This window comes from Borrelia miyamotoi (assembly GCF_019668505.1).
GTDB classification, from domain to species: Bacteria; Spirochaetota; Spirochaetia; order Borreliales; family Borreliaceae; genus Borrelia; species Borrelia miyamotoi.
This window is the reverse complement of the sequence record NZ_AP024371.1, coordinates 227,303-248,461: the sequence shown is the minus strand read 5'-3', so window position 1 is coordinate 248,461 and position 21,159 is coordinate 227,303. Positions and strand designations below refer to the sequence as shown.

Below are 21,159 nucleotides of genomic sequence, written 5' to 3'. Positions count from 1 at the left end.
CTCCTTATTAAGATTGATGGTTTTATTTTTTTATGAAGTTCATTACTGTGTCAGTAAAATCTGTAAATATACCATCTACTTTTGCTTTGTTAAATAATAAATCTAATAATTCATTTTCATTTTTAACATATGAAGGTAATGAATCTGTCCTAAATGTGTAAGGATGAACCTCTATATTATATTTGTGTGCTAAGCTTGTAAGTTCTGTTATTTTACCATCAATTATAATTTGGGGTATCCAGGGTCCAATTCCATCAGAATATTTTGCAACTTCAGCAATACCTTCTTCTGATTTTATATATTCATAGTCTGTTGGTGCTTCATTCCAGTCATTTTCTCCAACAAGCATTATTAATTTTCCTTGGTATCCAAGTTCTTTTCTTATTCTTTTTAATTCATCAAAGTCGAATGTTTGTAGGTAAATCTTATCTTCTTTTGATTTATACCCATATTTATTTAGAATTTCTATTACAATTTTAGAGATGTCTTTACCTTGTTGTTTATGCCAGAAGGGTTTTTTAATTTCAGGGTAAATCCCAACATTTCTTCCTGTGCTTTTATTTAGTCCTTGTATGAATTTTATTTCTTCTTCTAAAGTTGGAATTTTAAAATTATATTCATTTAAGGGGAAACGATTAGGGTATATTGGTTTTTTGTTTTCAGGATCAAATCTTTCACTGAGACTTAGTGATTTAAGTTCAGTTAGTGTGAAGTCAGTGGCGTAATATCGTCCGTTTTCTCTAGCTCGATTGGGAAATAATTGTGCAACATTTGTGGTTGTGTCAATTTCTGGGTCGTGCATTATAACAGGAATATTGTCCTTTGTTAGAACTATGTCTTGTTCTAGATAATCAGCTCCTAATGCATAAGCATATGCTTTAGCTTCTAAGGTATGTTCTGGAAGATACCCACTAGCACCCCTGTGAGCTATGATCAATGGTGACTTTTTGTTTGAACCCATTTCTTGTTTAAAGCATGAAATTATGAGAAAAATATTTAACGTAAGCATTAGTAATTTTAATTTCATTATTTAACCTCTTATATTATGATTAATAAATTATATAACATATTTATCAATCTTCTGTTTTTATATAAATTATTATTGTTTTTTGTTAAATATCATTAGTTTTTTTCTCTTGCTTAAATGTTAAACTTATAAATATTATTGCAAATATACATGCACCTATTAATAGATAAAAATATACATTCCAATTGAAGTATTGCAATACAAAACCTGTAATGGCGCTGGCAGTAACAGAGCCCCCTATGTATCCAAATAGTCCTGTAAATCCTGCTGCTGTTCCTGCAGCTTTTTTTGGTGCAAGATCAAGAGCATGAAGACCAATGAGCATAACAGGGCCGTAGATTAGAAATCCTATTATTGCTAAGAGAATCGTTATAAGTGTTGGATTGTTTTCTGGTAATTGCCAATATATAAGTATTGTAATAAGGGTAGCAGTTATGAAAATTATTCCAGTTTCTGATCTTCTTCCTTTGAAAATTTTGTCAGACATCCATCCGCAAATTATTGTTCCGGGAATAGCTGAAAATTCATAAAGGGAGTATGCCCATCCTGAATCTTTTATCGAGAAGTGTTTTACTTGTGAGAGATATGATGGTGCCCAGTCTAGGATTCCATATCTTATAAAATATATAAATGCATTAGCAATGGCTATATACCATAGTAGTTTATTATTAAGAACGTGTTTTACAAATATTTTTTTTGTGTTAAGTTCTTCTTCTGCCTTTTCTGTATAGTTATCAGGATAATCATTTTTATATTCTTCAATTGGTGGTAGTCCTACAGATTGAGGCGTATCTTTTAGTGTCATTAGAACAAATATTGCAATGCCTATTACTATTCCTGATGGTACATAAAGTATAGCTTGCCATTCTTGAAAGTAGAGCAAAGCCCAAGAGGATATTATTCCGGTTGTTCCCCCTCCTATATTGTGAGCTAAATTCCAAGTGGCAACAGTTATGCCCCTTTCTTTTTTTGACCACCAGTGAACTATAGTTCTCCCACATGCCGGCCATCCCATTCCTTGAACCCATCCATTTGTGAACATTAAAATGAACATTAATGTTATTGCAGTTGTAGTGTCAATTAATTTCCATGGAAATAATCCAAATATAGTGGTGATTATTGCTGTGAGGAGTAGTCCTAGTGTTAAAAAATATCTAGGATTGCTTCGATCTGAGACATTTCCCATAATAAATTTAGAAAATCCATATGCAATTGAAACTCCAGATAAAATTATTCCTAATTGACTTTTGCTGAAACCTTCTTTTTCAAGTTCTGGTATAGTGAATGCAAATATTTTTCTTGTTAAATAAAATCCAGCATATCCAATAAAGATTGAAATAAATATTTGAAGTCTTAGTTTTTTATATAGTGAATCCTCTATTTCTTTGTGCACTCTCTTTATGTGGGGTGCTGGTTTTAGAAAATTAAACAATTTTTTCATATTTAACATCTCCATTATATTTATAAATATTAAGCTTTTTAGTGATAATTTACTTGGTATTATTTTTGTTCCTGGGAATGTTTTATTCATTTCTTGAATGATTTCATCATTCAAGCTTATTGAATCCAAGCCTTTGCTCTCTCAATTGCTTTATTCCAGTTGTAAATTAAATCTTCTCGCTTGCTTTTTTCCATTGAAGGTTCAAATATTTTATCTGATTTCCAAAGGCTTGTAATCTCTTTGGCACTTGCCCAGTATCCAATAGCAAGTCCTGCCAGATAGGCAGAACCAAGAGCAGTCGTTTCGGTTATTTTTGGTCTAACAACGTTGCATTGTAGAATATCAGCCTGGAATTGCATAAGCAGATTATTTGTGCTAGCTCCTCCATCAACTCTTAATTCTTTTATTTCAAATCCTTGAATAGAGTTTTTCATTGCAGTTAATACATCAAAGCTTTGCAGAGCAATACTTTCAAGAGCAGCTCTTATTATATGTTCTTTTGTTGAGCTTCTTGTAATTCCAATAATCATCCCTCTGGCGTAGGGATCCCAATGAGGTGTTCCAAGTCCTACAAATGCTGGAACGAAATAAATTCCCCCATTATCACTTACTGAGGCTGCTAGTGCCTCTGAATCAGAGCTTTTTCTGAATAATTCTAAATTATCTCTTAACCATTGAATTACAGCTCCTCCAATGAAAACACTTCCCTCAAAAACATAAGTTATTGTATTTTGTTTTCCCCATGCAATTGACGTTAAAATTTCTTGTTCATTAATGATAGGTTCTTGTCCTATGTTAACTGTGACAAAGCATCCAGTCCCATATGTATTTTTAGCCATTCCTTTTTGAAGGCATGCTTGTCCAAAGGTTGCTGCAAACTGGTCCCCTGCAATTCCTGAAATAGTGATTTCTGTTCCTAATATGGAAGCGTCAGTTTTTCCATACACTTCGGAACTTTGTTTAACTGTAGGTAAAATTGATTTTGGTATGTCTAATATTTGTAATATTTCTTCATCCCATTCAAGTGATTTAATGTTGAAAAGTAGAGTTCTTGATGCGTTGGAATAATCTGTAATATGTAATTTCCCTTTAGTAAGATTCCAAACTATCCAGCTGTCTATTGTTCCAAAACAGAGTTCTCCTTTTTCTGAGTGTTCTCTTGCTCCTGCAACATTGTCTAATATCCATTTTATTTTTGTGCCGCTAAAGTAAGCATCTAATACAAGGCCTGTTTTTTGTAAGATAATTTTATCTTTTCCTTTTGCTTTTAATTCATAGCAAAGTTGTGCTGTTCTTCTGTCTTGCCAGACTATTGCGTTGTAAATTGGATTTCCTGTATTTTTATTCCAGATAATGGTGGTTTCTCGTTGGTTTGTAATTCCAATGGTTGCAATTTCATTTGGGAAAGTTCTTGCATTTGCCAAAGCTTCTGCTATGACTCCTAATTGAGAACTCCATATTTCGTTTGGATTATGTTCGACCCAACTTGGATGTGGATAAATTTGTGTGAATTCTTTTTGTGCGAATCCTTTTATATTTGCATTTTTATCGAATATTATTGCTCTGGAACTAGTTGTACCTTGATCAATAGATAGAATGTATTTCATAGTAACTTTCCTTCCTTAGTATTGTTATAATAACTAATGTAATCATGTAGATTACATTAGTTATTATTTTTTAATCTTCCAAATTAAATTTTTGCTCTTCCTCTAAAATAAATTTATAAACCATAGCACCTAAGATTGCACCAATTATTGGACCTAATATAGGGATAATGAACACATTCATTTCATCAAAACCATGATTTTTAAAACCAGCCAGTAGTAACAATATTCTTGGTCCCAAATCTCTTGCTGGATTAATAGCATAACCATTCATTCCTCCAAAGCTTATTCCAATAGCTAAAACTATTGTTCCAATAATAAGGGGAAAAATTGGATTTTGAGAATCTTCCTTTACAAAGTTTCCAACAGCTAAAATTAAAAGCATTAAGAGAAATGTTCCAAATATTTGGTCAATAAATCCGGGCCAAAAACCAGGTACGGCAGGAAAAGTTGACATGATACCTTGGGTAGTTTCAAATGTAGGATCTATTTCTATCCATTTAGGGTAGAATACAATTAGTGTCATTAGAGCCCCAGAAAATGCTCCAAGCATTTGTGCTAAAATATAGTGGAAAAGTTTTGACGTTGGAAATCTACCAATAGTAGCTAATGCAATGCTAACAGCAGGATTTAAATGTGCTCCACTAATTCTTGCAGCTATATAAACTCCAAATGTTACACCTAGTCCCCAGCCAAGTACTATATTAGTATAGCCTCCCTTTATTATTTCTCCAGCTATAGGCGGATTTGATGGGAATAGGACTGTCATTGCTATAGAACCTGTTCCAACTGTTAGAAGAATAAATGTTCCTAAAAATTCTGCAAAAAATTCTTTAAATCGTATACAACAAATCATATTTTAACCTCCTTATGTTACAAGAACTTAATTTGAAATTGACTTTCTAAAAATATCTATTGTATTTAATTAGATTTACTATTTCTTTAATAAGTCTACATGTTCATTGCCGAAACAATGTTTTCAATGTTGTAAAATAAACTATTTTATAGTTTTTTATTTTCGTTTTGCCTCACAATATTTTTTCTAATATGAACTGATATATTTAAGTTGTTAAATTTATTGCCAAATGCAAAAACTTTGTTTAAGTCTTTTCATTTTGTCTGATTGTTGCTTTCCTCCTTTATATTTCAATGTATATTGTCTCAAATTTCAAAAAATCTAAGACAATATACATTGAAATATAAATGGGAGGGGGAATTATGACTTATAAATGCTTGCCAATTATCATCATTATTTTTTTTGTGCATATGATTTATTTCATATAAATTGAAACATTTGATTAATTCTTTTATTTTATTTATATTTTTTGATATGGTGGTGAATTTTTTATCACCTTCCTTGATTAATTGAGTGATTATTTTTTTTAAGAATTTTTTAATTGTTAGGTTGGACAATATTACTTTTTCACTTAAATAGCTTAATACGGTTTTGATATTCATTTAACATTCTCCTGAACTTAGAATTGAAGGACATGGAATTGTTTCGTATATTAGAAATTTTATTTTTTATTGTCATTAATGTCAATGGTTTAAAAAATTCTAATTTAAAAAATATTGAGCTCTTTTTTTAAACATTTTTTACTTGATATTTTATGTTTTTATGTGTTTAAATAATGTTATTTTCAATTACTATTGATATTGGTTATAAATTTTGGAGGCAAGTTTAGTGATCGTAATTGAGGGTTTAATTGGAGTAGGGAAAACTACGCTTGGGCATTTTTTGTCTAGTGAGCTTAATATTCCTTTTTACAGTGAATTAAATAATGAATTCACATTACATATGTTAGATAAATTTTATAAGGATAAGTCCAGGTGGGCTTTTTCAATGCAGATTAATTTTTTAAATGAGAGATTTAGGCTTATAAAGGATATATGTAGGACTAAAGGAGGAATACTTGATAGATCTATTTATGGTGATCGTGTCTTTGCTTCTCTTTTAAACGACAATGGATATATTTCTGATTATGAGTATATGATATATCTTAATTTGCTTGATAATATGCTGGAGCATTCTCAAAGACCCTTATTGCTGGTTTATCTTGATTGTAGTATTGATGAGGCTAAGCGTCGTATTAAGAATAGAAATAGAAATTTTGAGAGGGACATTTCTAGAGAGTATCTTAAAGGTCTTAAGGAAAAATATTTAAGTTGGTATGATAGTTATGATTTATCGCCTAAATTGAGATTTAATTACGATAGCATCAATATTTTTGATGATGAGCATAAAAGCGAGATTATTGCTTTCATTAAAGATAAACTTGTAATATAATTTCTTGTAAACTGATGTTTATTTTTTGAGCATGAATAGATTTTATTGGAGGTTAGCATGAGAAAATTGGTGTTATTGTTTTTATTTTTTTATTTGGCTTTTATAAATTTATTTGCAGGAAATGGTTCTCTGGTTGATGATAGACAAAAAGAACTTGCTATCTTTTATTATGAAGTTGGGCAAAGGTATGTTAATGTCGGTAAGGTTAAGAAAGGGCGAATTTTTCAAAAAAAGGCTTTGGAAATTTATCCAAAATTAAAAGAAGAAGTTAATCTTAAGGATGCTGTAGAAGAAATTGATTTTAAAATTAAATTAGAGGGTGGTGAGCCTAGTTTTCTTGCATTTGATGATATTAAACTTGATGATATTCCAGGAATAACTCATGATGAGATTGAGATTAGTGAAGTAACAAATGCTCCTAAGATAGAGTACATTGCAAATGTGGAAAGAGAGAAATATAAAGAACAAGCAGTTAAATTTCAGTTTAACAAATTTGTAAGAGCTCTTCTTTTGCAGAATATTGATTTACTTAATTCTGTTATGGCTGATGAGATTAAGGTTTGGGGAAAAGTTAAACCTAAAGCTGATTTTATTTCAAATTTAAAGGTTGCTTCGAATAATGTTAACAAGGATGATTTAAGTTATCTTGCATTTGATGATTTTTATGATTTCAAATCTTTAAGCATTATAAAAAATACCGATACTTCTTATAATGTTAAAGTTAAGGCTAAGATAAATGATCTTACTAAGAATATCCCTTTTTGGACAGATATTCAGACTTTATGTTTTGTAAAGCAGCATGATAAATGGGTGCTTTCTTCAATAAAGTAAGTTTTTAGTATCATAATTACAATTATCATTGCCAGAATATATATAAATAGGTCTCCAATGTATTCATAGATTGTTGCGAATCTTGGAGGCAATTTTATTTTTGATATTAGGTATCCTTCTTTAAATGTTTCTAAGCTTTTAATATTTTCTCCATATTCATTTATTACGGTAGTTATTCCAGAGTTTGTAGCTCTAATAGTTTTGATTCCATTTTCTATACTTCTAAATTTTGCTACTACAAAGTGTTGCCATTCCGATGAATTTGTATGTGACCAAGAGTCATTTGAAAAATTTAATAATAGGTTTGCACCTTGTCTTTTATAACTTCTTGCAAGGTCTGGGAATGCGTCATCATAGCATATTAAAAGGCCCAAATTAAATTTTTTGAGTTTAAATATTTCAAGTTTATTTCCATTTATTTGTCCTTTGAGCTTGAAATTTTGAAAGAAAAATTCTCTTACGGATTCATAGTTGTAAAATGGTATTTTTTCTGCAAATGGAACTAAAAATATTTTAGAATATATATTTGCTATTTGAAGATTAGGTTTTATTGCATAAACTGAGTTTTCACTTGTTAGTAATTTTTTATTTACATTTGAAGGTGAACCAATAATAAAATGAGCTTTATTGTTTATTATTAATTGATTTATTGAATCATATAACTTAAGTAACCTTTTATCATAGATATAATCTTTGTACGAATCAAATGGTAAATTTAATGTCCCTTCACTCCAGAGTACAAGTTCTGTATTTGGATATTCTCTTAAAGCTTGTTTTGTAAGTTTAATAGATTTTTTAATTTCTGCTTTGTTATTTTTATTCCAGGGATCGCCATTGATTTGTATTGCTGCAATGTTTAGAGTATCTATTTCTTTGGTTAAAGTTGGATTTAGTTCTATTTTTTTGATTATTCCGTAAGCAAAAGATGTACTTACTAGTAGAATGGAAAATAGGAGGCTTGATGTATTTATTTTACTTTGTTCTATGAAAAAATTTGCAATTCCTGCATTAAGAAAATAAACAACAAAGCATACAAAAAAGACCCCAAAAATGTCAGCAACTTGTATAAGTTCATTAAAGTTATTTACCATGAAAGCTGAAAATCCCCAAGGATATGCTGCAAATCCGATTGATTTTGAGTAATCATAAAATGTAAAAAGTATGGCTAAGGTTAATGTTTTATTCTTAAAAGTTTTTAATGAATAATACAATAAATATCCCAAAACTAAAGCGTAAAGGCTATAGGCAGATACTGTTCCTAAAAATGTAAGTAGTCCAAATGCTTGAAAAAATGCAAGCCAGAAATTTTGTAGACTATTAGCTATTAAGAAGTAAAAGATCGTTAAACAAATAAGAGTTTTTTTATCTTTTATTTTTATTAATGCAATGAAAAGTGGTATGTATCCAATTAATCCAATGCTTGAGTATCCCATATTTTTTACTTCGTTTGGAATTGCCAGAGTTGTAAGCACTCCAGAAAATGTAGCTAGACAAAAATATCTTGTTTTCATTTTTCCTCTTTTTTAGTATATTACCTATTATACATTTTGCATATTAAGTAGCACAGTTATTAATATATGGACACTTACATAGTATAATATACATAATATGTTTTGTTTAACAATGTCAAATTTTTATAGTATTTGCTTAAGTATGAAGAGAATGATTTTAATTTTGAATGTAGTTGTTTTATTTTTTGGGAGCGCATTTGTTTTAAATGCTCAGGGTATAGTTACCAACAAAGATGCTCAAGAAGAATTTAAATGGTCGCTTAATTCTTATAATGATGGATATTATGATGATGCTTTATTGTCTTTTAAGAAACTTTTAGGTTTTGATCCAAACAATCTTGATTATCATTTTTGGATGGGTAATGTTTATTATAGGTTGGGATATGTTGAGGAAGCTTTGATGGAATGGCGAAATTTGCAATCCCAGGGTTATAAGGTGGCCTATCTTCGACAATTAATATCTACAATTGAACAGAGAAGAGGTATATCATTGAATAATGAACTTGATGTTAAAAAGTTTATTCAAGTTGCTTCTCTTGATAACTCTATTTACAGGCGGCCAAATGGTTATCAGATTACATCTTTGAAAGCCGATCAATATGGTGGATATTATGCTGTTAATTTTATAGGAAATGAAATATTATATTTTGATGCTAACAATAATGTTAATGTTTTGGTTAAGGATGGGATTACTTCTTTAAAATCACCTTATGATGTGGTTGAACTTGGCAAATTACTATATGTGACACTTTATTCAAATGATGAGATTGGTATATATGATAAAACTTTTGGTATTAAAAGAGGTTCAATCGGTAAGAAGGGTACTGAATCTGGTGAATTGCTTGCTCCCCAATATATAACAGTTGATGATAGAGATTATATTTACGTTAGTGAATGGGGTAATAAGAGAGTAAGTAAATTTGATGTTAAGGGTAATTTTATTTTGCATTTTGGTGTTAAAACAGTTGGATATGCTGGACTTTTAGGTCCTACCGGTATTACATATTTAAATGGGAATATTTATGTTGCCGATGCTCCTAAAAATTCTATTGAGGTGTTTGATACTAGTGGCAATCATTTGTATTCTATTGCAACTTCTCTTGACGAGATAGAAGGTCTTAGTAGTGATTTTACAGGCAATAATATTATTATATCTTCAAAGTATGGTGTTTATAAGTATAGTGTTTTAAGAAAAACATTTTTTAAGCTTTTAAAGGCAGATAAGATTGATTCCAAAATTGCGTCTTCAATTATTGATGTCAATAATCAAATAATTGTTTCAGACTTTGATAATGCTCATATTTCAATTTATAAGACTGATTCTAGTATTTATGATAGTCTTAATGTTGATGTGCGCCGAGTAATTAGGAGGGTTGGGGGTTCTAAGATGTATGTTGAACTTAATGTTAGCAACAGAAGTGGTTTGCCCGTTGTAGGGCTTAAGAATGAAAATTTTGCAATTGCTAATGAGAGATATTATATTGTTAAGCCTAAAATTGCTTATGATATTAATACTTCTGATGATATGAATATTGCAATTGTTTTTGATAAATCTTTTGCTATGAAGAGTTATGAATCAGAACAGATTATGGGTGTAAATACTCTTATAAAGTCTAGAAAGAATAAAAAATTTAGTTTTATAAATGCAACAAGTGTACCTTTAGTAGATAATATTGATAGTTTGATAAGCACTATCCATAAGACAAATTCTCTTGGGAATTATGATTCAAGCTATGTAAAGACTGATGTTAGTCTTAAACTCGCAGGTTCTGAGCTTATGTCAAAGAGTGCAAGAAGGGCTGTTATTTATTTTAGCAATGGAGATTTAGGTCGTTCTTCTTTTAATAGGTATTCTATAGACACTATTTTAGGTTATTATAAGAATAATGATATTAGGTTTTATTTAATATTATTTGGAAATAATCCTATTGATCCTAAACTACAGTATTTAGTAAATGAAACTGGCGGTGCAATTATTCCTTTTTCATCTTATGATGGAGTATCTAAGGTTTATGATTTAATGATGAAGCAAAAGACAGGCACTTATTTGCTTGAGTATGATTATCCAGGATCCCAAGAGCCTAATGGATATTACAATCTGTCTGTTGAGGTAAATTTTAATCAGCAGATAGGTAGAGGTGAATTTGCTTATTTGGTTAATTAGGTTTTAATTTATGGAGTTTTATTTATGGCACTTAATGTGGGAATAGTGGGACTGCCAAATGTTGGTAAATCTAGTTTATTTTCATCCTTAACATCATCAAGATCAGAAATTGCTAATTATCCTTTTTGTACTATTGATCCAAATATAGGTATAGTGGAAATTCCTGATGAGAGGCTTTCAGAAATCGCTAGTTTTGTTGAGTCGAAAAAAATTATTCCTGCTGTAATGGAATTTGTTGATATTGCAGGTCTTGTGAAGGGGGCTTCTAAGGGGGAGGGACTTGGCAATAAATTTCTGACAAATATTCGTGAAGTTTCTATTCTTGTACATGTTGTTAGATGTTTTGAAGATAAAGAAGTGATTCATGTTGATGGGGATGTGAATCCACAAAGAGATATAAGTACAATTAACACGGAGTTATGCCTTGCAGATCTTGATACTGTACAGAAAAGTATTTTGAAGAATGAGAAAAATGTGAAGAGTGTTGATAAAGAGATTAGTAAAAATGCGAAGGTAATTGTTTCTATGCTTAAGAATCTTAAAAACCACTTGATGGATGTTAAACCGGCAATTACATTTGAGTTCGATGAATTTGGATATAATTTTGTCAAATCTTTAAATCTTTTGACTATTAAAAAGGTTATATATGTTTGTAATGTTGATGAGGATTCTCTGTGTGGTAATCAATATACAGATACTGTAAGAGATATGGCTTTAAGTGAAGGTAATGATTATTTAATTTTATGTGCTAAGATTGAGGCAGAACTTGCTGAAATTGATGATTTAAGCGAAAGAATGGCAATGCTTAAATCTATGGGAATAAATGCTAGTGGTCTTAGCAATTTGATACGAAAAACTTATTATACTCTAGGCTTAAGAACCTATTTTACTGCGGGGGTTCAAGAAGTTAGAGCGTGGACTTTTAAGGATGGAATGAAGGCTCCCGAAGCTGCAGGTATCATTCACAGTGATTTTCAAAGAGGTTTTATTAAAGCAGAAGTGTATTCATTTGATGATTTGGCTGAATTTAAAGGTGTTCAGGGTGTAAAAGAGAAAGGTCGTCTTAGGATTGAGGGTAAAGATTATTTGGTAAAAGATGGCGATATAATTTTTTTTAAATTTAATGTTTAAATATAACAACAATATGAATGAGTTTTTGTTTTATAAAGTTAGATTAATTTTTATTTTTCTTCTTAATGTGATTTTTTCTGTATTTTATATATTAATGTATAGAAATATCTTTGGTGTTTTTATTCTTTTTTTAATATTGATAAATATTTTTGTAATAATTTCTTACTTAAGATATTTTTATGAGATTGATTTTCAAGAAAATAAAATTTTTTATAAAAAATTTTATTCCAGAATTCATTTTAATTTTAATGATATAGTATGGATTGAAAAAAAATTGTTAGATAGCACATTAATTTTGGGTTTAAATAATGGATTAAAAATAAGAATTTGTTTTTTAAGAAAACAGTATTTGAGTGATTTTGTCAGAAGGCTTAAAAGTCTAAGGAGTGATTTATTTATTGCAAAGAGTCAAGAATTTCCAATAAAGTATTATGTATCAGGCATTTATTTAGTAATGTATTTATTTCGAATTTTGACTAGTCTTCTTGTTTATTATATTTCCTTTGATAGCATAATGATATTTTTATTTGTTTTACTTATTGATATTAAAGTTTTAATAGGGGATGTTTTAGTTATGAAGGATTTGGTTATTTTTTATGAGTTTAGAAAGGATTCTGTTTATGAAAGAAAAATTTTTTCTCAACGAGAATACTTCTATAGATTTTTTAAAAATATATTTATTAATGATTCTGAACTGGATAGGAATGATTATTTATCTTTTATTTATAGTTATAATGATAAACGAAAGAAGGTGTATATTAATGATGAAAAAATGTCTTATTCGATGCAAAAAGTGTTTGCTTATGTTAAGAAGTATTGTAAAGAGTATTCTTGTTCTTAATATATGATTGACTATATTACGATTAGTTGATATATTTATTATTATGCTTGCAGCATTAAGGAGTTTAATTTGGGTAATAATCCATCAGCATTAAAGAGAGCTAGGCAAAATCTAAAGCGGAATTTGAGAAATGTAAGCGTTAAGAGTGAGTTAAAAACGATAGAGAAACGTTGTTTAAATTTGATAAGGGAAGGAAAAAAAGAAGAAGCATCAGAATTTTTTAAGTTTGTTGCAAAGAAATTAGATACTGCTGCTAGAAAGAGAATAATTCATAGAAATAAAGCTGCTCGTAAAAAATCAAATTTAAATATTTTGTTATTGTGATAAGGAACTAGTATATGTCTTTTCCAAGAAGACCCAAAGTTACTAAATCAGATATTATTGATCAGATATCTTTGAATATGAAGAACAGTAGTGAAAAGTTAGAAAAAAAATATATAAGGCTTGTGGTTGATGCTTTTTTTGAAGAACTTAAAAATAGTCTTTGTCTTAATAATGTTATAGAGTTTAGATCTTTTGGGACATTTGAGCTTAGGAAAAGAAAAGGTCGAAAGAATGCTCGCAATCCTCAAACTGGTGAATATGTTAGTGTTGATGATCATCATGTGGCTTATTTCCGTCCAGGAAAAGATTTAAAAGAAAGAGTGTGGAGCATTAGGGATAGTTAATGCCTGTTGATGTTAGAAATTCTTATAAATGGGATTGCAAACTAGATGCAAGCTTAATTTTCAGGGGAAAGTTAAAGTTTGAAGGTACTTTGTATCTTGATTCAGCTTTTGAAGGTGAGATATTTTCAAGAACAGGACTGCTTTGTATTGCCAAAAATAGCAAAGTTATTACAAATGTAGTAGTTTGTGATACATTAATAGTTGAGGGAATTTTAAAGGGAAATGTTAACGCTAGTAATAAGGTTTATTTAAATAGTGGTTGCAAGATATATGGCGATGTTAAGACAAAAAAGATATTTATTAATGATGATATAGTCTTTGATGGTAAGTGTGAAATGATTAAATCTAATGAGAGTATAGATTTATTTTCTTTTACAGTTTCACAAATAAAAGATACTTTTCAATGAATTAATGCCAGATATATTATTAATGGTTAAGATTTGTTATTCATGATTAAGTATTAATTTAGTAAAGTGCCCTTCTTAAAAATTTATCTCGTAGAGGAGATTATGGATAAAAAATGTGAGGAGTTTGATTTAGAGGATGAAATGAAGCGTTTAAATTCTTCTAAGGAATCAAAAACTGAGGATCATGCTAAGAAAAAGATAGTTAAAGTTGTAACTAAAAAAGAATCTATTTCTAGCGGACTTAAAAAGTCTAATACTGATAAATTAAGAGAATCTAATGGAATTTTATCAAATTTTGATTATGATATACCTGATTCGAATTTGGAAAGCAGTATTAAGACTTTTGAACAAAGCAATGTTATTAATTTTTTAGGTGGTAAAGATTTTATAGTGATTGATAGTCTTTATGATAAACCAATTACTGAAATCAGGAAGATCGTTGAGGGTCTTGGTACTAATCATACTATTGCAGTAACAATGAAGAAGACAGAATTAATATTTTTGCTTGTTAAGATATTAACCGAACATAATATTAATGTTTTGTTTACTGGCGTTCTTGATGTATTAAGCGATGGATATGGCTTTTTGCGTACAGCATCTAATTCTTATCTATCAGGAGGTAATGATGTTTATGTTTCTCCGTCTCAAATTAGACTTTTTAATTTAAGGACAGGTGATATTTTATATGGACAAATTAGGTCTCCAAGAGATGGTGAGAGATTTTTTGCAATGATTAAAATTAAAAGCATTAATGACCAGGACCCTACATTTGCACAGAATAGGATACCTTTTGATAATTTAACACCTTTGTATCCTAGTTCTAAGTTGGATCTTGAATATGAAAATTGTAATATTTCCACAAGACTTATTAACCTTTTTGCACCTATTGGAAAAGGACAAAGAGCATTAATAGTCTCTCCTCCAAAGGCTGGAAAGACTACTTTGCTTCAAAAAATAGCTAATGCAATCACGACTAATTATTCAGACATTGTTTTAATGATTTTGCTCATTGATGAGAGACCTGAAGAGGTTACTGACATGATTCGTGGTGTTAAGGGCGAGGTTATTGCATCTAATTTTGATGAGCAAGCTAGCAGGCACGTGCAGGTTGCAGAAATGGTTATTGAGAAAGCAAAAAGACTTGTTGAAAATAAAAAAGATGTTGTTATTCTTTTAGATTCTATTACAAGACTTGCAAGGGCTTATAATCAAACTATGCCAACTTCTGGCAAGATACTTTCTGGAGGAGTTGATTCTAATGCTTTACATAAGCCAAAAAGGTTTTTTGGTTCTGCTAGAAATATTGAGGAAGGTGGAAGTCTTACTATTATAGCTACAGCTTTAGTTGATACTGGAAGTAAGATGGATGAAGTTATATTTGAGGAATTTAAAAGTACTGGTAACATGGAGTTGATTCTTGACAGAAGTTTGGCAGATAGAAGGCTTTTTCCTGCTATTAATATTAAGAAATCAGGAACAAGAAAAGAAGAGTTACTCTTGAGTGAAGAAGAGCGATCTAAGATTTTGCTTATTAGAAAAATTTTAAGTGGTGTTGATGATTATGAAGGAGTTGAGGCTTTAGTTGAGAAGATGAAAAAAAGTAAAAATAATGAGATTTTCCTAAAGACTATGAGTAATGGGGACTAGTAAAATTGACTTTATTTTAAATTTAGACTAAACTTTAATTAAATTAAGAGAGGCTTTATGAAGAAAGGTATACATCCTGTTAGTAATTTAGTAGTATTTAAAGATGGTGCTAATGGTGAGATGTTTTTAACTAAATCTACTTTGACTTCCAAAGATACAATTAAGTATAGTGATAATAAAGATTATCCATTAGTTATTGTTGAAATTACAAGCAAATCACATCCCTTTTATACAGGTCAGCAAAGATTTGTGGATGCAGCAGGTAGAATTGATAAATTTAACAAAAAGTATAAGAATCTTAAGTAGTTTTTTTATTTTCTTGCGTATTTAATATATTTTTTTTAACCTGTATTTTTTTCCAATGAATGTTTCTAGTTTTTCTTTTTCGTTTTCATAATTTTCGTTGGTAACAAGAGATGTTATACTTCTCTTTTGTTTTAATTGATGCAATGCTTGTTCAGATATATTTTTAATATCTGTGGTTGTTATTTGGAAGTAAGCATTCATAATATTTTGTCTTAGCTGATCATTAATTTTTAGCATTTTTCTCTTATAGCTTTCTAATATCTCTGTAGATTTGGTTTTTACATTTATATTTAGACCAATTACTCCTACTAAATATGTATAAAGTTCTTCATTTTTGATTTTATTATTTGCCAATTCTTCTAATGATGCTTCAAAAGCTTGGTATGTTTTTATAAAGTTTGGATCTCTATATGATGTAAGAGAAAATATTCCATTTTTGATAGATGCAAATGCACCGTATGCTCCACCTATGGCCCTTATTTTTTTCCATAAAACTCCAGTTTGTAATATATGTGTTAGGAAATTTATTTTTGGATAATTTTCATCTGTTATTTTATAGCTTACAAAGCTCATAGCATTAAAAGATATTTTTGATGGAATGATAATTAATTCTTTTAGCATATTGCTTGATGATTGTGTTGCAAAAGAATTATTTAGATAATTCTTGTCAATTAAATTTTCTCTTAATATAAATAATTCGCTTTCTAATCTTTTAATGACATCATTAGTATTTCCTATGAGCAGAGATGAAAAATTATCTTTAAAAACTATTTTATTTTTTAGATTTTCTAAATTACGTGCAAGATCTTTTAAAGATTCTGTGTTTGTTTTGACTTTTTGCCAAAATGCTCTTCCTGTAATACCAGATTGAAGTTCTCTTAGATATTTGCTTCGGCTGAGTTTTGACTCTGATCTTGTTGTTGCAAATATGTGCCCTTTAGGAATTAAGGCTGATTTAAAATCGTTTTTTAGACTTAAGACCACCTCTTTTAATCTATCGTAATCATGAAAATTTATATTGATTAAAATTTCTTTGATTAATATAAATGATTCTTGAATTTTATTGTTGAACGATTTGAAATTTATGTTAAGTAGGTTTATCATGTTGCCTTGAGTATCTTCTTCATAACTTTCATATATGTTTAGTTGTCCCAAAGTATTTTGAATTTTATTATTTAAGTCTACATAGGAGTAATTTTGGGTGGATAAATCTTGAATTGCTCTTTTTAGCAAGGAGAGGTGTATGAAATCTTCTTTTTGGAGAAAATCCAGTTTAAAAAATAAATATACATTGAAAATATTGTTATTTTTTTTTAACTCAAATGTATGTGCTTTAATTTCAGGAGTTTCGTTAAGAATTAAACTTTTTTTAATTTCTTTTGGTAAATCTTCCATTTTTAGCATGGGAAATTTAGTAATGTCAGATTTGAGGTCGCTTTTTTTTTGGTAGTTTTTAAATTGGTTGTAATCTTTAGTAAACTCTGCAAGTTTTACTGGATTTTTTTTTATTTCAATTTCTCTGCCCATTAATTTTTTTTCAATTTCTTCTTCCATTTCCTTAAGAATATTATCTGATGGATTGAAGTTGATTAATGTGTAATGATTGTTATTGAGTAGATATTTTTCTATTAGATTTTCAAAGTAAAGTTCTCCTCTTTCTAGTCTGGTTTTAATATCATCCAAGTAGTAATTGATTTTTAGGGTTTCAATTGGATGCATTCCATGTATCCAACCTTTAAAGCTTTTGATCATTAAAGAAATAGGCCAACCTTGTCCTTTTTCTTCTTTTAATGCAAATTCATACCCAAAGAGAATACCTTGTATTAGTTTTTTGGGAATTTTTACTTTAACTAGGTTTTTGAGTTCTTTAAAAACTAAATTTTTAAATTCTTCCAATTTTCCTGGAAGTACGTTTTGCAATCCGAATGAAAATACGCATTCTTTTATGTCTGTATTGATGCCACTAATATCGGATATTACATCACCAATTCCACTTTTTAGCATATTTATAGTGAATTGACAGGAGCTATCTAAGAGAATTTCTGATAAAATTTCAAGTCCAGTATTTTCTTTGATATTTTTAATATCAGTGCATAGCCAATTTATTGCATATACTCCAAGCGCATTTTCATTTTCTTTTGGGATGTCATAATTTAGTGTTTTGCCTTGTTTCCACCTTTTAACTTTGTCTATATTGTAATTAATATTTAATTTTTCCTTTTTATAAGGTCTAATTATGTATTTTTCAATAAAATTGAGATTCTTGTTAGTGTCAATATTGCCAAATAAAAATATTTTACAATTTTCTAGTGTATAGTGTTTATTATAAAATTCAATAAATTCTTCATATGTAAGGTCAATGATATTAATGGGATTGCCCCCGGAATCATATTGATAGGTGTTTTCACAAAAGAGAGAATTTGTTGCAAGTTCGTTGATTAAAGAGTTTTTATTAGAATAATTACCTTTCATTTCATTTAAAACAATACCGGATAGTTCAAAATTGTTTGGATTTATATTATAACCCTCCTGCATAAAAGCTTCTTTTTTAAGTAGAGGATGAAAAACAGCATCAGCATATATTTTGAACAAATTGAAATAGTCTTTTTGTATTGTAGATGCTGCTGGATAGAGAGTTTTATCTTGAAATGTCATTGCATTTAAGAAAGTGTTTAGGCTTCCTTTCATCAAATAAAGAAAGGGATCTTTTATTTTATATTTGTTTGAACCACAAAAAATTGTGTGTTCTATAATATGAGCAACTCCAGTATTATTGAGAGGAATAGTTTTGAATGCTATTCCAAAGGCATTTTCTTTAAATTTGCTACTTTTTAATTCGAATATTTCTAATCCGCTTTCATGTTGAAAATAGCATCCCTCAGCATCGTATTCTTCTAGGTAATTTTTTGAAATTAAGCAGAAAATTTTTTTTCTTTTCATTTATGTTTTGTTTTATCCTTTTTTATGTATTTTGTTGCTTCTTCTTCGCTAAATTCGAATATATTGTCGATATTTTTTGTGTCATCTAAATTAAATACATAAATTGGAAATTTTATTATTATTTTTTTATCTTCAAAATAAATCACTGCTTGCTGCAAATCAAAGAGTAATTCGCTTAGTTGTGTTTTGTTAACCTTTTCTTTAATTTTTTGAGTAAAGTAAGGGAATGATTCTTCTACGTTAATGATTTCATCTATGTTGTAGATGTAATCTCCATTATCGCTAATATAGTAACTTCTATAGTTTGTGATAGATGTATTATTGATTTCTTGGGTGGCATTTACTATTATTGTATAAATACCATATCCATGGTAGATTTCGTAGTCTATTTTTAAGCTTGGTTTGTTAAAATCTTTTTTAATATTTTGAGCTCCACTTTTTAAATTTTTGACTATTTCATTTGCATAGCTTTCAATCTCTTCATTGAATGCTTTTAGGCTATTGTTTTTTGTTTTAGCATCTGTTATTTTGGGTATTCTAATTTTATATTCAAATAATTCGTTTTCTTCTTTTGATAAAATTGATTGAATGATTATTCCATCTGTTTTATCATGACTTTTTTCGATGTCATTAAAATTTATCTTTTTTGTTTTTTTTGCACATCCTATAAGAATGACTAGTGAAGACATTAGCATAAAAACTTTACGAGTAGTTGATTGTTTGATCATAAAGATACTTTTTCTCCTTATGTGAAGTTTATTCTACTATTATTCTCAAATATTATATAATATTTTTTATGTTAATTAACATAATTTGTTTTTCATTTTATTTGAATTTAATTATTTTTAGTTAGATCTATTTTGGGAGTTCTTTGATGCTTGATTTGAAGTTTATAAGAGAGAATTTGGAAGTTATTCAAAAAAATATTAAGGATAGAGGTCAAAAGTTAAATCTTGATCTATTAATTGCTCTTGATGATGAGCGAAGGAAACTTATTACTAAGATAGGCGAGCTGAATGCAATGAGGAATGAAAATGCTCATGCTATGAAGAGAAGAATGGATGACTCTCAGAGACATTATTTAATAAAAATTGGTAAGGATTTAAAAGCTGAAATTACAGATTTGGAAGAGAAGTTAGGTCATATAGCATCCAGGCTTTTGATTGAGCATAAGAAGATTCCAAACATTTTTGCTCCTGATGTTCCTGTTGGTGATAGTAAGGATGGGGGGGTTGTGTTAAAAATGTCAGGAAAGATTCCAGAATTTGATTTTAAACCAAAGGATCATTTAGAGATTGGTATTGCTTTGGATCTTTTTGATTTTGAAAGGGCGCGTGAAGTTAGTGGGAATAAGTTTTATTATCTTAAAAATGAAGCTGTTTTTTTAGAAATTGCGTTGATTAATTTTGCTTTAAATAAACTTAAGCTTAAAGGTTTTGATTTATTCATCACCCCTGATGTTGCAAGAGAATTTATAGTTGATGGAATTGGATTTAATCCGCGTGGTAATGAAAGTAATATTTATAAAATTGAAGATACAGATAAATATCTTGTTGGTACGGCTGAGGTTACTCTTGGTGGATATTATTATGATACGATATTAGATCTTAAGTCTCCACTAAGAATGGCAGGACTTTCTCATTGTTTTCGTAGAGAGGCTGGAGGAGCTGGTCAATTTTCTAAAGGACTTTATAGGGTGCACCAGTTTAGCAAGGTAGAAATGTTTTGTTTGTGTAAGAGAGGAGATTCTGATCGTATTCACGATGAGTTTTTAGAATTAGAAGAAGAAATTTTTACCGAACTTGAGATTCCGTATAGAGTTTTAAATGTTTGCTCTTTTGATCTTGGTGCACCGGCTTATAAAAAGTATGATATTGAAGCTTGGATGCCAGGCAGGGGGGGAGGTAGAGGTGAGTATGGGGAGGTTACTTCAACTTCAAACTGTACAGATTATCAGTCAAGGCGCCTTAAAATTAGATATAAGGATGATGATCAAAATAGATTTGTGCATATGGTAAATGGGACAGCAATAGCCTCAACAAGAACCATCATTGCTATACTTGAGAACTTTCAGGATAAAAGAGGTGGAGTTCGGATACCTGATAATTTAGTCAAATATACAGGTTTTGACTATATATTTCCTAAGAATTAGATTTTAAAGTATCTTTTTTGAATGTTCAGTTGTTCTTAAGAGTATTTCGTGATTTTTAAATCTTTAAGAAAAGGTGCACTTAGTGTTTGTCTAGCTTTGCAAGTATCTTCGTTAGCAAGTGCTATTATTATCATTATATGTTTAGTATGGTGTTAGTTGAGAAGTATTCATTGAATTCTTTATGTATTCTACTATTTTAATA

General features: G+C 29.4%; 18 protein-coding genes. 11 read left to right on the top strand and 7 right to left on the bottom strand.

What is annotated here, in order from left to right:
- Positions 1-22 precede the first annotated feature (22 nt).
- The 4 genes from glpQ to K5Q05_RS01155 all read right to left on the bottom strand — a co-directional run bounded on the left by glpQ (position 23) and on the right by K5Q05_RS01155 (position 4,928).
- On the bottom strand, positions 23-1,027 hold the full coding sequence (gene glpQ / locus K5Q05_RS01170) for a glycerophosphodiester phosphodiesterase (protein WP_025443886.1): 1,005 nt from the start codon (positions 1,025-1,027) through the stop codon (positions 23-25).
- A gap of 85 nt (positions 1,028-1,112) precedes the next feature.
- Positions 1,113-2,597, bottom strand: a complete 1,485-nt coding sequence (gene glpT / locus K5Q05_RS01165) for a glycerol-3-phosphate transporter (RefSeq protein WP_232515451.1) — start codon at positions 2,595-2,597, stop codon at positions 1,113-1,115.
- The gene (glpK, locus tag K5Q05_RS01160) at positions 2,585-4,075 is read right to left on the bottom strand and encodes a glycerol kinase GlpK (RefSeq protein WP_025443888.1); all 1,491 of its coding nucleotides are present in this window, start codon (positions 4,073-4,075) and stop codon (positions 2,585-2,587) included. Before glpK ends, glpT begins: the two co-directional genes overlap by 13 nt.
- A 70-nt stretch (positions 4,076-4,145) precedes the next feature.
- Complete coding sequence (locus K5Q05_RS01155) at positions 4,146-4,928, bottom strand: MIP/aquaporin family protein (RefSeq protein WP_044003433.1); 783 nt, start codon at positions 4,926-4,928, stop codon at positions 4,146-4,148.
- Positions 4,929-5,756: 828 nt separating this feature from the next.
- Here K5Q05_RS01155 and K5Q05_RS01150 point away from each other — a divergent pair.
- Together K5Q05_RS01150 and K5Q05_RS01145 are read left to right on the top strand one after the other, a co-directional pair.
- Positions 5,757-6,359 (top strand): deoxynucleoside kinase, encoded by a 603-nt coding sequence (locus K5Q05_RS01150; RefSeq protein ID WP_025443891.1) that lies wholly within the window; start codon positions 5,757-5,759, stop codon positions 6,357-6,359.
- 57 nt (positions 6,360-6,416) lie between these two features.
- Positions 6,417-7,190 carry a hypothetical protein gene (locus K5Q05_RS01145; protein ID WP_025443892.1) on the top strand — a complete coding sequence of 258 codons (774 nt, stop codon included), beginning with the start codon at positions 6,417-6,419 and terminating at the stop codon, positions 7,188-7,190.
- Here the strand turns inward: K5Q05_RS01145 and lnt are convergent.
- The gene (lnt, locus tag K5Q05_RS01140) at positions 7,133-8,701 is read right to left on the bottom strand and encodes an apolipoprotein N-acyltransferase (RefSeq protein WP_025443893.1); all 1,569 of its coding nucleotides are present in this window, start codon (positions 8,699-8,701) and stop codon (positions 7,133-7,135) included. The genes K5Q05_RS01145 and lnt overlap by 58 nt on opposite strands.
- A 151-nt stretch (positions 8,702-8,852) precedes the next feature.
- Here lnt and K5Q05_RS01135 point away from each other — a divergent pair, with 151 nt between their 5' ends.
- The 8 genes from K5Q05_RS01135 to K5Q05_RS01100 all read left to right on the top strand — a co-directional run bounded on the left by K5Q05_RS01135 (position 8,853) and on the right by K5Q05_RS01100 (position 15,865).
- Complete coding sequence (locus tag K5Q05_RS01135; protein WP_420043025.1) at positions 8,853-10,865, top strand: tetratricopeptide repeat protein; 2,013 nt, start codon at positions 8,853-8,855, stop codon at positions 10,863-10,865.
- Positions 10,866-10,889: 24 nt separating this feature from the next.
- The gene (gene ychF / locus K5Q05_RS01130) at positions 10,890-11,996 is read left to right on the top strand and encodes a redox-regulated ATPase YchF (RefSeq protein ID WP_025443895.1); all 1,107 of its coding nucleotides are present in this window, start codon (positions 10,890-10,892) and stop codon (positions 11,994-11,996) included.
- Positions 11,997-12,021: 25 nt separating this feature from the next.
- Positions 12,022-12,837, top strand: coding sequence for a hypothetical protein (locus K5Q05_RS01125; protein ID WP_338024034.1), 816 nt, complete (start codon positions 12,022-12,024; stop codon positions 12,835-12,837).
- A gap of 69 nt (positions 12,838-12,906) precedes the next feature.
- A complete protein-coding gene (rpsT, locus tag K5Q05_RS01120) occupies positions 12,907-13,161 on the top strand; it encodes a 30S ribosomal protein S20 (protein WP_025443897.1) in 255 nt (84 codons plus the stop codon).
- Positions 13,162-13,175: 14 nt separating this feature from the next.
- Positions 13,176-13,505: an HU family DNA-binding protein gene (locus K5Q05_RS01115; protein WP_025443898.1), complete on the top strand. Its 330-nt coding sequence runs from the start codon at positions 13,176-13,178 to the stop codon at positions 13,503-13,505.
- Entirely contained in the window at positions 13,505-13,912 is a 408-nt protein-coding gene (locus K5Q05_RS01110) for a bactofilin family protein (protein WP_025443899.1), read from the top strand. The genes K5Q05_RS01115 and K5Q05_RS01110 overlap by 1 nt, the downstream gene beginning before the upstream one ends.
- A gap of 102 nt (positions 13,913-14,014) precedes the next feature.
- Positions 14,015-15,559 (top strand): transcription termination factor Rho, encoded by a 1,545-nt coding sequence (rho, locus tag K5Q05_RS01105; RefSeq protein ID WP_025443900.1) that lies wholly within the window; start codon positions 14,015-14,017, stop codon positions 15,557-15,559.
- Positions 15,560-15,616: 57 nt separating this feature from the next.
- Entirely contained in the window at positions 15,617-15,865 is a 249-nt protein-coding gene (locus K5Q05_RS01100) for a type B 50S ribosomal protein L31 (protein WP_025443901.1), read from the top strand.
- Between the two features lie 21 nt (positions 15,866-15,886).
- Here K5Q05_RS01100 and K5Q05_RS01095 read toward each other — a convergent pair whose 3' ends face one another.
- On the bottom strand, positions 15,887-18,805 hold the full coding sequence (locus K5Q05_RS01095) for an insulinase family protein (protein WP_025443902.1): 2,919 nt from the start codon (positions 18,803-18,805) through the stop codon (positions 15,887-15,889).
- Entirely contained in the window at positions 18,802-19,533 is a 732-nt protein-coding gene (locus K5Q05_RS01090; protein WP_025443903.1) for a hypothetical protein, read from the bottom strand. Before K5Q05_RS01090 ends, K5Q05_RS01095 begins: the two co-directional genes overlap by 4 nt.
- Positions 19,534-19,679: 146 nt before the next feature.
- Between K5Q05_RS01090 and serS the strand changes: the two genes are divergently transcribed.
- Complete coding sequence (gene serS / locus K5Q05_RS01085; RefSeq protein WP_025443904.1) at positions 19,680-20,957, top strand: serine--tRNA ligase; 1,278 nt, start codon at positions 19,680-19,682, stop codon at positions 20,955-20,957.
- Positions 20,958-21,159: the final 202 nt, after the last annotated feature.